At 72.2% G+C, this 13015-nt stretch carries 12 protein-coding genes; 7 read left to right on the top strand and 5 right to left on the bottom strand.

Annotation, left to right across the window (positions count from 1 at the left end):
- Positions 1–106 precede the first annotated feature (106 nt).
- Positions 107–862 carry an alpha/beta hydrolase gene (locus tag ASG76_RS10295; protein WP_056602479.1) on the bottom strand — a complete coding sequence of 252 codons (756 nt, stop codon included), beginning with the start codon at positions 860–862 and terminating at the stop codon, positions 107–109.
- Positions 863–927: 65 nt separating this feature from the next.
- Between ASG76_RS10295 and ASG76_RS18780 the strand changes: the two genes are divergently transcribed.
- The 7 genes from ASG76_RS18780 to ASG76_RS10265 all read left to right on the top strand — a co-directional run bounded on the left by ASG76_RS18780 (position 928) and on the right by ASG76_RS10265 (position 8707).
- Positions 928–1272 carry a YlxR family protein gene (locus ASG76_RS18780; protein WP_082587430.1) on the top strand — a complete coding sequence of 115 codons (345 nt, stop codon included), beginning with the start codon at positions 928–930 and terminating at the stop codon, positions 1270–1272.
- Between the two features lie 98 nt (positions 1273–1370).
- Positions 1371–4157, top strand: a complete 2787-nt coding sequence (infB, locus tag ASG76_RS10290) for a translation initiation factor IF-2 (protein WP_056602477.1) — start codon at positions 1371–1373, stop codon at positions 4155–4157.
- Between the two features lie 151 nt (positions 4158–4308).
- Positions 4309–4800, top strand: coding sequence for a 30S ribosome-binding factor RbfA (gene rbfA, locus ASG76_RS10285; protein ID WP_056602475.1), 492 nt, complete (start codon positions 4309–4311; stop codon positions 4798–4800).
- Positions 4800–5669: a tRNA pseudouridine(55) synthase TruB gene (gene truB, locus ASG76_RS10280; protein WP_056602473.1), complete on the top strand. Its 870-nt coding sequence runs from the start codon at positions 4800–4802 to the stop codon at positions 5667–5669. Before rbfA ends, truB begins: the two co-directional genes overlap by 1 nt.
- A gap of 157 nt (positions 5670–5826) precedes the next feature.
- Positions 5827–6702 (top strand): hypothetical protein, encoded by an 876-nt coding sequence (locus ASG76_RS10275; protein ID WP_157559064.1) that lies wholly within the window; start codon positions 5827–5829, stop codon positions 6700–6702.
- A gap of 53 nt (positions 6703–6755) precedes the next feature.
- Complete coding sequence (locus tag ASG76_RS10270; protein ID WP_056602469.1) at positions 6756–7691, top strand: bifunctional riboflavin kinase/FAD synthetase; 936 nt, start codon at positions 6756–6758, stop codon at positions 7689–7691.
- Positions 7688–8707, top strand: coding sequence for a hypothetical protein (locus ASG76_RS10265; RefSeq protein WP_056602467.1), 1020 nt, complete (start codon positions 7688–7690; stop codon positions 8705–8707). Before ASG76_RS10270 ends, ASG76_RS10265 begins: the two co-directional genes overlap by 4 nt.
- 103 nt (positions 8708–8810) lie before the next feature.
- Here ASG76_RS10265 and ASG76_RS10260 read toward each other — a convergent pair whose 3' ends face one another.
- Genes ASG76_RS10260 through ASG76_RS10245 form a run of 4 tightly spaced genes read right to left on the bottom strand, consistent with a single transcriptional unit; the run spans position 8811 to position 12972 of the window.
- The gene (locus ASG76_RS10260) at positions 8811–9053 is read right to left on the bottom strand and encodes an HPr family phosphocarrier protein (RefSeq protein ID WP_056602465.1); all 243 of its coding nucleotides are present in this window, start codon (positions 9051–9053) and stop codon (positions 8811–8813) included.
- A 60-nt stretch (positions 9054–9113) separates the two neighbouring features.
- A complete protein-coding gene (locus ASG76_RS10255; RefSeq protein WP_056602463.1) occupies positions 9114–11243 on the bottom strand; it encodes a fructose-specific PTS transporter subunit EIIC in 2130 nt (709 codons plus the stop codon).
- Positions 11240–12193, bottom strand: coding sequence for a 1-phosphofructokinase family hexose kinase (locus tag ASG76_RS10250; protein WP_056602461.1), 954 nt, complete (start codon positions 12191–12193; stop codon positions 11240–11242). The genes ASG76_RS10255 and ASG76_RS10250 overlap by 4 nt, the downstream gene beginning before the upstream one ends.
- Positions 12190–12972 carry a DeoR/GlpR family DNA-binding transcription regulator gene (locus tag ASG76_RS10245; RefSeq protein ID WP_235529511.1) on the bottom strand — a complete coding sequence of 261 codons (783 nt, stop codon included), beginning with the start codon at positions 12970–12972 and terminating at the stop codon, positions 12190–12192. The genes ASG76_RS10250 and ASG76_RS10245 overlap by 4 nt, the downstream gene beginning before the upstream one ends.
- Positions 12973–13015 lie beyond the last annotated feature (43 nt).

The raw sequence follows: 13015 nt of genomic DNA, 5'->3' as shown, positions 1-13015 counted from the left end.
CACGCCCGTCCACCGGGTCGCTCGAGCGGACCTACGGCCGCTCGACGTCCGCCATGCCGTGCGTCCAGCGTCCACGGCGGTCGACCAGTCCGTGCCGGCACCCGACCTACGTCCGGTCAATGCCCTCGACGGCCCGGGCGATCGCGTCCCACGTCTCGTCGGCGGCGATCACGTCCGCGTGGTCGCGCTCGGGAAGGTCCACGACGCGGGCGCCCGGAGGGAGCAGGCGCACCAGCCGGTCGGTCGACGCCGGTGGCACGACCACGTCACGCCCGGCGCGCACGACCGTCACGGGGGCGGTGACCGCGCCGACGTGGAGGTCGGAGCGGAAGTGGTCACCGAGGAGCACGTCCAGCGGCAGGCCGCGGGCGTGGTGCCGCACGATGCTCCGCACGGAGTCGAAGGGCGTCACCAGGACCAGTGCGTCGATCAGGCCGCGGGTGGCCGGGTCGCCCCCGAGCCGGCTCGCGACCTGCACGGCCACGCCGCTGCCCAGGCTGCGGCCGACGACCGCCACCCGAGGGTGCCTCGTGGCCACCTCACGGACCAGGGCCAGGCCGTCGTCGACGAGCGCGCGCTCGGACGGAAGCCCGTCGGAGGCGCCGTACCCGCGGTAGGCCACGAGGTAGGACGTTCGGCCCGGGAGCGTCGAGGCCAGCCGCTCGGCCCGCGCGCCCACGTCCTCGGCGTTGCCGCCGAACCAGACCAGCGCGTCGGGGCCGGACCCGGCGGTCCAGCCGCGGAGCGTCACCGACCCGTGGCGCAGGGCGTACGTCGTCGATTCGGGCGAGGGTCGCATCGCCGCGTCGAGGTGATGACCGGGGTAGTAGAGGCGCCGCGTGAGCGGGGCGAGAAGGTGCACAGGCGCAGGCTGCCCCCCTGCGCCGGTTCGCAAACCACTGGCCCCACGCAGTAGAGTGATGGTCAGTGGCCACCACGTCTGACACCCCTGCGCCCGGACCTGTCCGGACCTGTGTGGGTTGTCGGGCCAGGGCCGCTGCGAGCGAGCTGCTGCGGGTGGTCGCAGGCTCGGACGCCGAGGGCCGACCGGCCCTGGTGCCCGATCCTCACCGCCGGGCACCCGGCCGCGGGGCGCACCTGCACCCCACAGCCGAGTGTTGGCAGCTCGCGGTGCGACGCCGAGCATTCTCCCGGGCCCTGCGCTCGGGGGAGCCGCTCGACGGAGCGCCGGTGGAGGACTACCTCGCCGCTCAGCACGACCAGTCCGAATCACAGCAGCACCGACCAGAAACTGGAGCACGCAGCTCATGAGCACTCGATGAGTAACTCGTAATGAGTGTGCACACCCACTAGCTGTTCCGTTTCCCCTTCCTTCTGGGGTCACGGACCAGAAGGAGTAGAAACCAACCGTGGCAAAGACCCGAGTCCACGAACTCGCCAAGGAGTTCGGAGTCGAGAGCAAGTTCGTTCTCGAGAAGCTCAAGGAGATGGGGGAGTTCGTCAAGTCGGCATCGTCGACTGTCGAGCCGCCCGTCGAGATGCGCTTCAAGAAGCAGTACGGCGAGGAGCTGAAGGCCGCTGCGGCCTCCGCCCCCGCCGCCGACACCGCGGCACCGGCCGAGAAGGCCGCCGCCAAGAAGCCCGGCCCTCGTCCCGGTCCGAAGCCGGCCCCCGCGCCTGCTGCGACCGAGGCCCCCGTCGAGGCCCCCGCCGCCGAGACCCCTGTCGAGGCACCTGCCCCGGCCGCCGTCGAGGAGGCTGCGCCGTCCGCGAAGCCCGGCCCGAAGCCCGGCCCGAAGGCCCCGGCTGCCGAGCCGGAGGCTCCTGCGGCCGAGCCCGAGCCGCCGGCAGCTCCCGCGGCCAAGGCGCCGTCCCCGGCGCCGCGTCCGGTCGGTCGCCCCGGCGCCCCGCGCCCGGGCAACAACCCGTTCGCGCCCTCGCAGGGCATGGGCTCGCGTCCGGCGCCCCGCACCCCCGGTGACGACACCCGCCCGCCGCGCCCGCCGGCCGGTGGCGGCGACGCCCGTCCCGGCATGCCGCGTCCCAACCCGGCGATGATGCCCAAGTCCCCGGCGGCCTTCGGCAACGGTCCGGGCGCTCGTCCGGCCCGTGGCGGCCCCGGCGGTGGTCCCGGTCGTCCGGGTGCTCCCGCCCGCGGCGGGGCTCCGGGTCGCCCCGGTGGCGCCCCCGGTGGTGCCCCCAACCGTCCCGGCGGCTTCGGTCCGCCGGCCAGCGGTCGGCCCGGGCAGCGTCCCGGCCAGCGTGGCCAGACCCAGGGTGCGTTCGGTCGCGCCGGTGGCCCGTCGCGTCGAGGACGCAAGTCCAAGCGCGCGCGTCGCATGGAGTTCGAGGCCATGGAGGCCCCGACGATCGGTGGCGTGCGTGTCCGCAAGGGCAACGGCGAGACCGTACGTCTCCCGCGTGGCGCGTCGCTGACCGACTTCGCCGAGCGCATCAACGTCGACGCCGCTGCCCTCGTGCAGATGCTCTTCTCGCTCGGCGAGATGGTCACCTCCACGCAGTCGGTGGGTGACGAGACGTTCGAGCTGCTCGCCGAGGAGCTCAACTACGTCGTGCAGATCGTCTCGCCCGAGGACGAGGACCGCGAGCTCCTCGAGACCTTCGACCTCGAGTTCGGTGCCGACGAGGGCGACGAGTCCGACCTGGTCATCCGTCCGCCGGTCGTCACGGTCATGGGTCACGTCGACCACGGAAAGACCAAGCTCCTCGACGCGCTGCGCAACGCCAACGTCGTCGACAAGGAGGCCGGTGGCATCACCCAGCACATCGGTGCCTACCAGGTCCACACCGAGGTCGACGGCGACGACCGTCGCATCACCCTGATCGACACCCCCGGTCACGAGGCGTTCACCGCCATGCGTGCCCGTGGTGCCCAGGCCACCGACATCGCGATCCTGGTCGTCGCGGCCGACGACGGCGTCATGCCGCAGACGGTCGAGGCGCTCAACCACGCCAAGGCGGCCAACGTGCCGATCGTGGTCGCGGTCAACAAGATCGACAAGCCGGAGGCCGACTCGACCAAGGTCCGCGGTCAGCTGACCGAGTACGGCCTCATCCCCGAGGAGTACGGCGGCGACGCGATGTTCGTCGACGTCTCGGCCAAGGCGGGGCTCAACCTCGACAAGCTGCTCGAGGCCGTGGTCCTGACCGCGGACGCCTCGCTCGACCTGCGGGCCAACCCCGACCAGGACGCCCAGGGCCTCGTGGTCGAGGCGCACCTCGACCGCGGTCGCGGTCCGGTCGCCACGGTGCTGGTCCAGCGCGGCACCCTGCGCGTCGGTGACTCGATCGTGGCGGGTCCCGCCCACGGTCGTGTCCGCGCCATGCTCGACGAGCACGGCAACGAGATCACCGAGGCTGACCCGTCGCGTCCCGCGATGGTGCTCGGTCTGAGCGCCGTCCCCGGCGCGGGCCAGAACTTCATCGTGGTCGAGGACGACCGCATGGCCCGCCAGATCGCCGAGAAGCGTGAGGCGCGCGAGCGTGCGGCCATGCAGGCCAAGCGTCGCGTGCGTCGCAGCCTCGAGGACTTCATGGCCTCCATGGAGAAGGGCGAGAGCCAGGAGCTCAACCTCATCCTCAAGGGCGACGTGTCCGGCTCGGTCGAGGCCCTCGAGGACGCCCTGTCGCAGATCGACGTGGGCGAGGAGGTCTCGCTGCGCGTCATCGACCGCGGTGTCGGTGCGATCACCGAGACCAACGTCGACCTGGCGGCCGCTTCCGACGCGATCATCATCGGCTTCAACGTCCGCCCCCAGGGCAAGGCGAGCCAGATGGCCGACAAGGAAGGTGTCGAGATCCGCTACTACTCGGTCATCTACAACGCGATCGAGGAGATCGAGGCAGCGCTCAAGGGCATGCTCAAGCCCGTCTACGAGGAGTCGACCCTCGGGCAGGCGGAGATCCGCGAGATTTTCCGCTCGTCCAAGGCCGGCAACATCGCGGGCTGCATGGTCACCTCGGGGCTCATCCGCCGCAACGCCAAGGTGCGGGTCCTGCGCGACGGAGCGGTGGTGGCCGACAACCTCGACCTCGCCTCGCTGCGCCGCGAGAAGGACGACGCGTCGGAGGTCCGCGAGGGCTTCGAGTGCGGTCTGGTGTTGCGCAACTTCCAGGACATCAAGATCGGCGACTTCGTCGAGTCCTTCGAGATGCGCGAGATCCCCCGCAGCTGACCGAGCACCCCCACGCGGGCTCCGGCTCCGTTCAGTGATCCCCGGTCAGCCGGGGATCACTGAGCTTGTCGGCCCGTGCACAGCCTGACAACTTCAGCGATCCCCGGTCAGCCGGGGATCGCTGAAGAGCGCTTCTGAGAGAGTGAGACCCATGAGCAACCCCCGCGTCCGCAAGATCGCCGACCGCATCCAGGTGATCGTCGCCGAGATGCTCGAGCGCCGCATCAAGGACCCGCGCCTGGGCTTCGTGACCGTCACCGACGTGCGCGTCACCGGCGACTCGCAGCAGGCCTCGGTCTTCTACACGGTCCTCGGCGCCGAGGAGGAGCGTGCGAGCACGGCTGCCGCGCTCGAGTCGGCCAAGGGCGTGATCCGCTCGGAGGTCGCCAAGCAGCTCGGCATGCGCATCGTGCCGACCCTCACCTTCATCCCGGACGCGCTCCCCGAGAGCGCCCGCGAGCTGGAGGAGGTGCTGGCCCGCGCGAAGCAGCAGGACGAGGAGGTCGCGGCCCGCCGCGTCGAGGCGTACGCCGGCGAGGCCGACCCCTACAAGAAGCCCCGCGTCATCGAGGACGACGAGGACGACGCGCTCGACGACGGCTCGGACATCGGCTTCGACGCCGACCTGGACGACCGCCCCTGATGGTCGACCCCGGTCTGGTCGTCGTCGACAAGTCCCCGGGCATGACGTCGCACGACGTGGTGGCGCGCGTGCGCCGCCTCGCCGGCACCCGCAAGGTGGGGCACGCCGGCACCCTCGACCCGATGGCGACCGGCGTGCTGGTGCTGGGCGTCGAGCGCGCCACCCGCCTGCTCGGGCACCTGATGCTCACCGAGAAGGCCTACGACGCCACGATCCGCCTGGGCGCCTCCACCACGACCGACGACGCGGAGGGCGAGGTCACCTCGACGCACGCGGTCGACGGCGTGCGGGAGGACGACGTACGCGCTGAGCTGGCGCGGCTGGTCGGTGACATCGAGCAGGTGCCGACCGCCGTCTCGGCGATCAAGGTCGACGGCAAGCGCGCCTACGCGCGGGTCCGCGACGGCGAGCAGGTGGAGCTGAAGGCCCGGCCCGTGACGATCCACGAGATCGTCGTGCACGACGTGGTGCGCGCCGCGGAGCACGTCGACGTACGGATCTCGGTGCGGTGCTCCTCGGGCACCTACATCCGCGCGATCGCGCGGGACGTCGGCGCCGCACTCGGCGTGGGTGGTCACCTGACGGCGCTGCGCCGTACGGCCGTGGGGCCCTTCGACCTCGCGGTGGCTCGCACCCTTGACCAGCTCGGCGAGGACTTCGCCGTGCTGCCGATCGCCGAGGCGGCGCGCGCGTCGTTCCCGGTGGTGGAGCTCGACGACGAGCAGGCCGCGCACGTGCGCTTCGGACGGGCGCTGCGGATCGTCCTGCCCGGCCCTGGGCCACACGCGGTGTTCGCCCCGGACGGGGAGTTCCTCGCGCTCTACGAGCAGCAGGCCGAGCAGGCCCGGCCCGTGGCCGTCTTCGTCTGATCCGAGGCTTGGCCAAGGCTTCGACACCACGCCCGCGGGGGAGTCGAGTGGTCTTGACCACTGCGAGATGACGGTGGTGCGAAGCGCACGTCAGGAGCAACCTGTCATTCGGGGCAGGGGGTCGCAGGGTGCGATCGAGCGCCCGAGGAGGCACGGGATGTCCGTCCAACGAATCGCCGCGCTCGGCGTCAGCGTCATGGTGCTGACTGCTGGAGCGCTTGCAGGGGGAACAGCTGGCGCTGCCGGTCAGGCTGCTGCACGGGAGACAGCAGCCGGCACCGTGTCGGTCAGCATCACGGCCGCGCACAACGTCACGATGCCGGCCACGATCCAGCCGGGTGTCACCCAGTTCCGGGTGACGACCGAGGCCAAGCAGTCCGGCTTCCAGCTGGTGCAGCTGGCCGCGGGCTACACCCTCGACCAGGCCATCGCCGACATCGACGCGGGCCTGGAGAAGAATAAGATGAAGGCGCTCAAGCGGTTCGAGGCGCACGTGACCCTGCTCGGTGGGGTGAACGTGGCCGCGGGCAAGGTCGGCAAGCTTGCGGTCAACCTGCCGGCGGGCAGCTACTACGCCGCCGACATCGAGCGCAACCGGCCGTCGGCGTTCACCGCGTTCACGGTGGCCGGCGCCGACACCGGCGCGACGATGCCGTCCGGCTCGAGCGTCAAGGCGATCGACAGCGCCAGCTGGGCCAAGGGGCCGAGGACCATCGCCCACCGAGGCATGCTGACCTTCAAGAACTTCAGCGACAAGAACCACTTCGTGGTCCTGCTGAAGCTCAACAAGGGCAAGACGATCAAGGACTTCGCTGCCTGGGTCGACGCCGCCATGCAGGGCGACGAAGGCCCGCCGCCGGCGAACTTCCGCGTCGGCTTCGACGGCGGGGTCGTCTCTCCCGGCCGGACGGTCGCGATGAACTACCGGCTGCCCAAGGGGGACTACGTGCTCCTCTGCTTCTGGCCCGACGCCTCGATGGGCGGCATGCCCCACGCCTTCATGGGGATGTATCGCGGCATCACCCTGAAGTAGCGCAGCGGACCCGGCGGCGCGGGGTGGGGGCCCCGCGTCGCTAGGCTGCGGACGTGCAGATCTGGAGCTCAGTCGACGACGTGCCGGCCGACCTCGGCCGCACCGTGGTCAGCATCGGCAACTTCGACGGCGTCCACCTGGGCCACGCCCACGTGCTGCGCGAGGCGCGAGACACCGCGGGGCGCCTCGGCATCGACACGGTCGTGGCGGTCACCTTCGACCCGCACCCGATGGCCGTGCTGCGCCCCGAGCACGCCCCGCCCACCCTCACGTCCATCGAGACCCGGGCCCGGCTGCTCGAGACGGCCGGCGTCGACGCGATCCTCGTGGTCGGCTTCGACCGCGAGATCGCGCGCTGGTCGCCGGAGCAGTTCGTCGACCGGGTGCTCGTCGACACGCTGCACGCCCGCGCCGTCGTGGTGGGCTCCAACTTCCGCTTCGGCGCCAAGGCGGCCGGGGAGGTCGCCACCCTCGTCGAGTCGGGCCGGACCCGCGACTTCGAGACCGTCGGGGTCGCCCTCGACGGTGGCCCGCAGGTCTGGAGCTCGACCTACGTGCGGCAGTGCCTGGCCACCGGCGACGTCGCCGGCGCCTGCGAGGCGCTCGGGCGCCCCTTCACCGTGCGCGGCACCGTGGTCGAGGGCGACAAGCGCGGCCGCGAGCTCGGCTACCCGACCGCCAACGTGCCCGTCCCGCCGGTCGACGCCGCCCCCGCTGACGGGGTGTACGCCGGGTGGCTCACCCGCCTCGACACCGGCGAGCGGCTGCCTGCCGCGATCTCGGTGGGCACCAACCCGACCTTCGACGGCGAGCGCGAGCGACGCGTGGAGTCCTACGTCCTCGACCGCGACGACCTCGAGCTCTACGGCGTCGAGGTGGAGGTCGCCTTCGTCGACCGCCTGCGCGGCATGGTGAAGTTCGAGGGCATCGAGGCGCTCGTCGAGACCATGCACGACGACGTAAGCCGCGCGCGGGAGATCCTGGCGTGACCGATCGCCGCGAGGCGGTCGAGGCGTGGTTCCTCGCCCACGGCCTGCCCTACTTCGTGACCGAGGAGCGCGAGGCCGCCCGCTCCGGGCTGCGGGCGCGCCGCCTGGGCCCGTTCGCCGCGGTGCTCCTCGCCGTCGCGGTCGTGGCCGGGCTGGCGGTGCACTGGCTCAGCGCCCGCGACGACGCGGGGCAGGCGGCCGGGCAGGGTGCCGGCAACGGCTCGTCGGGGCTGGCGCTCTGGCTCTCGATCGTGGTGCTCGGGCTGCTCGCCTACGGCGTCACCGTCCTGCGCGCGCGACCGATCCTCGCCTTCGCTCTGTCGCGGACGCTGGGCAGCGTGCGCTACCTGGTGCCGATGGCCTCGCGGGCGCTCCCGCTGCTGCTGGTCTTCGTGACGTTCCTGTTCGTCAACGCCGAGGCGTGGCAGATGACGAGCAACCTGCCGTTCGGGCTGCTGTGGTTCACCGTGCTGCTGATGCTCGGCCTCGCGGTGCTGTTCCTCCTGGTGCGACTGCCGGAGGAGGTCGACCGGGTCGACGACGCCGTCGACGACACGTTCGTCGTGCGGGCCTGCGCCGGCACCCCGTTGGAGGCGGCGAGCCGCGAGGTGGCCGACGACCCGTCCGTCGACCCCCAGGACTACGCCCAGGTCGAGGGCTTCGAGAAGTGGAACCTCATCCTCGTGCTGGTGGTCATCCAGACCGTGCAGGTGGTGCTGTTGTCGCTGACGGTGTTCGTGTTCTTCATGCTCTTCGGCTCGCTCGTCATGGAGCCCGAGACCCAGCTCGCCTGGACCCAGCTCGACAAGCTGCAGCAGGTGCCCCACCTCTCGCACGTGACCTTCTCGCTGCTGAAGGTCTCGCTCTTCCTGGCCTCGTTCAGCGGGTTCTACTTCACGGTCTCGGCCGTCACCGACGACACCTACCGCCGCCAGTTCTTCTCCGTCGTGGAGAGCCAGCTGGAGCGGGCGGTCGGGATGCGCGCGGTCTACCTCGCGACCCGCGCCCGCGACTGACGTACGCCGTGGCGGACGCACGCGTGGGCGGTGCGCGAGGAGGATTCCGGCAGCTCGGAATCCTCCCCAGGCACCGCCCACGCGGACGGACAGAAGCGCTGGGTCAGGCGTCGAGGTCCTGCTCGACCAGGGCCGCGATGGCGTCGACCGCGGCCTGGTCGTCGCCGGCGACCTCGACCGTGTCGCCGTTGCCGGCGCCCAGGGTCATGATCATCAGCGACGAGCTCGCGTCGACACCGTTGATCGTGACGTCGGAGCCGAGCTCGCCGGCCTTCTCGGCGATGATCGCGGCGGGGCGGGCGTGGAGGCCGACGGCGGAGCCGACGACGACGGACTTGCTGGGCATGGTTCTCCTTGGGGCTTGATCTGCGGGTCGGATCTGGTGGTGGTCAGTGGGGGCAGCGGCTCAGACGGTCGCGACGTCCGCGTCGGACTTGCCGAAGCTCTTGAGCAGCACGACGAGGGCCGCGCCGACGAGGACGCCGGCGGCCAGCGCGATGAAGTAGCCGAGCTTGCCGTCGACGGCGAAGAGCACGAAGATCCCGCCGTGGGGGGCGCGGACGGCGACGTCCATGGCCATCGAGAGCCCGCCGGTCACGGCGCTGCCGGCCATGATCGCCGGAATCACGCGGATCGGGTCGGCCGCGGCGAACGGGATGGCTCCCTCGGTGATGAAGGAGGCGCCCAGGAGCCAGCCCGCCTTGCCGTTCTCCCGCTCCGGGGCGTTGAAGAGCCCCGGTCGTACGACGGTGGCCAGCGCCAACGCGATCGGCGGCACCATCCCGGCCAGCATCACCGCGGCCATGATCCGGAGCTCAGGCGCGTCGGAGGCCAGAGCGGCACCGCCCACGCCCACTGCGGCGAAGCTGTAGGCGACCTTGTTGAGCGGGCCACCCATGTCGAAGGCCATCATCAGGCCGAGGATCACGCCGAGGATCACCGCGCTGCTGCCCGACATCGAGTTCAGGCCGTCGGTGAGCTGGGTCATCAGCCAGTTGATCGGCTTGCCGAGCACGACGATCATGATGAGACCGGCGACGACCGAGGTGACCAGGGGGATCACCAGCACCGGCATCAAGCCACGCGCCCAGGTGGGCACCTTGCGCTGGGCGAGCCAGTGGGCGATCACGCCGGCGAGCACCCCGCCGACGATGGCGCCGAGGAAGCCGGTCGCGGGGAAGGCGACGGGGTTGTCGCCCGACGTGCTCACGCCGAACAGGTTGGCGGCGAGGCCGCCCAGCACGAAGCCGGGGGCGATGCCGGGCCGGTCGGCGATGGCGTACGCGATGTAGCCGGCGAAGGCCGGGATGAACAGCGCGAACGCTGTCTTGCCGATGATGAAGAACAGCGCGCCGAGGTAGGCCATGAGACCCGAGCCGAACAGCGCGTGGTCGAGGCCGTACGCAGCCGGGTCAGGCAGGTCGAAGATCGTGTTCGACACGGCAAGGTCGCCGTAGGGGCCGACGATCTCGTAGCCGCCGAGCAGGAAGCTCAGGGCGATCAGCAGGCCGCCGGCGGCGACGAACGGGATCATGTAGGACACGCCGGTCATCAGCACGCGCCGTGCGCGGCCGCCCCAGGTCTCGCCGGCGCCGTGGTCGCCGGTCGTGGCCGCGCTGGCGTCACCCTCGACGCGGGGCGCGCCCGACGGGTCGGCGGCGTAGCGCAGCGCCTCGGCGATCATCGCGTCCGCGTCGTCGATCGGGCGCTTCACGCCCGAGCTCACCATCGGCTTGCCGGCGAACCGGGCCCGGTCGCGCACCCCGACGTCGACGGCGAAGATGACCGCGCCTGCGGCGGCGATGGCGGCGGGGGCCAGCGGCGTGCTCCCGGCCGAGCCCTGGGTCTCGACCTCGATCTGCACGCCCGCGCGCTCGGCGGCGGCCTCGAGCGCCTCGGCGGCCATGTAGGTGTGGGCGATGCCGGTCGGGCAGGCGGTGACGGCCACCAGCGACGGGGTCGCGGTCGTGGCCGGCACGGCGGTGGCGGCAGTTGCGGCCTGGCCCGGTGCGGTGGTCTCGCCGCCACCCGGGACGGCGGCACCGGACGGCGCGCCCGAGGCCGGGGCGGGCTTCGCGGGAGCGGGCTCGCCGAGCTCGTGGGCGACCAGGTCGACGACCTCCTCGTCGGAGCCGGCCGCGCGCAGGGCGTCGGTGAAGGCCGGCTTCACCAGGGCGCGGGCGAGCTTGGTGAGGATCGTGAGGTGGTCGGCGTCGCCGCCGGCGGGCGCGGCGATGAGGAACGCGAGGTCGGCCGGGCCGTCCTTGGCGCCGAACTCGACGGGCGGCTCGAGCCGGGCGAACGCCAGCGTCGGCTGGTCGACCCCCGTCGTGCGGCAGTGGGGGATGGCGATGCCGCCGGGCAGGCCGGTCGCGGAGGTGGCCTCGCGGGCGAAGGCGTCCTCGACGAGCTGGTCGACGGACGTGGCGCGCCCGGCGTCGCCGACGACGCCGGCGAGCGCGCGGATCACGTCGTGCTTGTCAGGCCCCCAGTCGGCGCCCAGCCGCACGAGGTCGGTGGTGATCAGGTCGGTCATGCTGTGCCTCCGAGTGGAGTGACGCCGACGAGGTCCGGACGGACCTGCGACGGCTGGGGGATGGTGGTGCCGGGGAGTCCTGCGGCGGCGCTGCCGTAGGCGACTGCAAGAGCGAGGCGCTCGGGCGCCGGGAGTCCCCGGATGTCGCCGAGCAGGTAGCCGAAGAGGCTGGAGTCGCCCGCACCCACGGTGCTGACGACGGTGGTGGGGGGCGGGGTCGCGTGCCAGGCCCCGTCGGCGTCGACGAGGACCGCGCCGTTGCCGCCGAGCGTCGCGAGCACGGCACCCACGCCGCGCTCGACGAGCTGCCGGGCGGCCGCGACCGCGGCCGCCGGGTCGGACTCGAGGACCTCGGGGTCGCCGCCGGTGAACGACGCCAGCTCCTCGCCGTTGGGCTTCATCAGGTCGGGCGCCGAGCCGGGCAGGGCGTCGACCAGGGCCTTGAGCGGCGCCTCGCTGGTGTCGACGGCCACGCGGCCGCCCACCTCGCGCAGGCGGCGTACGAGCTCGGCGTAGAACTCCGCGGGCGCACCGGCGGGCAGGGAGCCCGCGAGCACCGTCCACGAGGCGCTGGACGCCCGGACCAGCACGGCCTGAGCCATCAGCTCGAGGTGCAGCGGCAGCACCTCGGCGCCGGGCGAGTTGAGCTTGGTCGTCGTGCCGTCGGGCTCGGTGATCGTGAGGTTGACCCGCACCCCTCCCGCCGGACGCACGGGCCGGCAGTCGATGCCGGCGCCGAGCAGCTCGAGGACGAAGGGGTCCTCCTTCTCGGCCGGTACGACGGCGATGCTGGGGATGTCGGCGCTGACGGCCGCCCGGGAGATGTTGACGCCCTTGCCGCCCGCCTGCGACGTCACCGAGGCCACGCGGTGGACCTGCCCGCGGCACAGCTCGCCGTCGAGCGCGACGGTGCGGTCGATGCTGGGGTTGGGGGTCAGGGTGAGGATCATGCGACCACCACCTCGACCCCGGCCGACTCGAGCGCGCGCCGGTCGCTCGCCTCGATGTCGCTGTCGGTGACCAGGACGTCGAGGCTGTCGAGGGTCGCGAAGCGGACGGCGGTCTCCACGCCCATCTTCGAGGAGTCGGCCAGCACCACCGTGCGGCGGGCGCAGGCGATCATGGCCCGCTTGCTGGCCGCCTCGTCGCTGTCGGGGGTGGTGAGGCCGTGCCCGACGGTGATGCCGTTGGTGGCGATGAACGCCACGTCGGCACGCAGGTCGGAGAGCGCGGCGACGGTGTCGGAGCCGACGGCCGCGTGCGTGGTCGGGCGGACCTTGCCCGGGAGGAGGTGCAGCTCGATCTGGGGCAGCCCGGCCAGCCGGGTCGCGACCGGGACCGCGTGGGTGATCACGATCAGCCGGTGGTCGCGGGGGAGCGCGGCCGCGAAGCGGGCGGTGGTGGTGCCGGCGTCGATCACCACGACGGAGTCGGGCGGCGGAAGGAGGGCGACGGCCGCGTTGGCGATCGCCTCCTTGGCCGCGGTGTTGGACTGGTCGCGCTCGCCGATGCCGGACTCGATGACCGTGAGCGACCCCGCCGGCACCGCTCCGCCGTGCACGCGACGCACCAGGCCCATCCGGTCGAGGGTCGACAGGTCGCGCCGCACGGTCTCGGTGGTGACCTCGAACTGCTCGGCCAGCTGGACCACCGACAACCGGCCACGGCGGCTGATCAGGTGGGCCATCGCCTGCTGGCGCTCCTCGGCGTACATCGGTCCCCTCTCCATGGGATCTGTGTATGTGTTGTTTTAGTCCCGAATGTGTTGCTTG

Origin of the sequence: Nocardioides sp. Soil774, assembly GCF_001428125.1 — a bacterium.
Classification (GTDB): Bacteria; Actinomycetota; Actinomycetes; order Propionibacteriales; family Nocardioidaceae; genus Nocardioides.
This window is presented reverse-complemented; position numbering and strand designations above follow the sequence as displayed.

Excerpts from the sequence above, each read along its gene's own strand:
- rbfA (WP_056602475.1), top strand. The coding sequence starts at position 4,309 with ATGAGCAACCCCCGCGTCCGCAAGATCGCCGACCGCATCCAGGTGATC.
- ASG76_RS10245 (WP_235529511.1), bottom strand. The coding sequence starts at position 12,972 with ATGGAGAGGGGACCGATGTACGCCGAGGAGCGCCAGCAGGCGATGGCC.
- ASG76_RS10255 (WP_056602463.1), bottom strand. The coding sequence starts at position 11,243 with ATGACCGACCTGATCACCACCGACCTCGTGCGGCTGGGCGCCGACTGG.
- ASG76_RS10260 (WP_056602465.1), bottom strand. The coding sequence starts at position 9,053 with ATGCCCAGCAAGTCCGTCGTCGTCGGCTCCGCCGTCGGCCTCCACGCC.
- ASG76_RS10250 (WP_056602461.1), bottom strand. The coding sequence starts at position 12,193 with ATGATCCTCACCCTGACCCCCAACCCCAGCATCGACCGCACCGTCGCG.
- ASG76_RS10275 (WP_157559064.1), top strand. The coding sequence starts at position 5,827 with ATGTCCGTCCAACGAATCGCCGCGCTCGGCGTCAGCGTCATGGTGCTG.
- truB (WP_056602473.1), top strand. The coding sequence starts at position 4,800 with ATGGTCGACCCCGGTCTGGTCGTCGTCGACAAGTCCCCGGGCATGACG.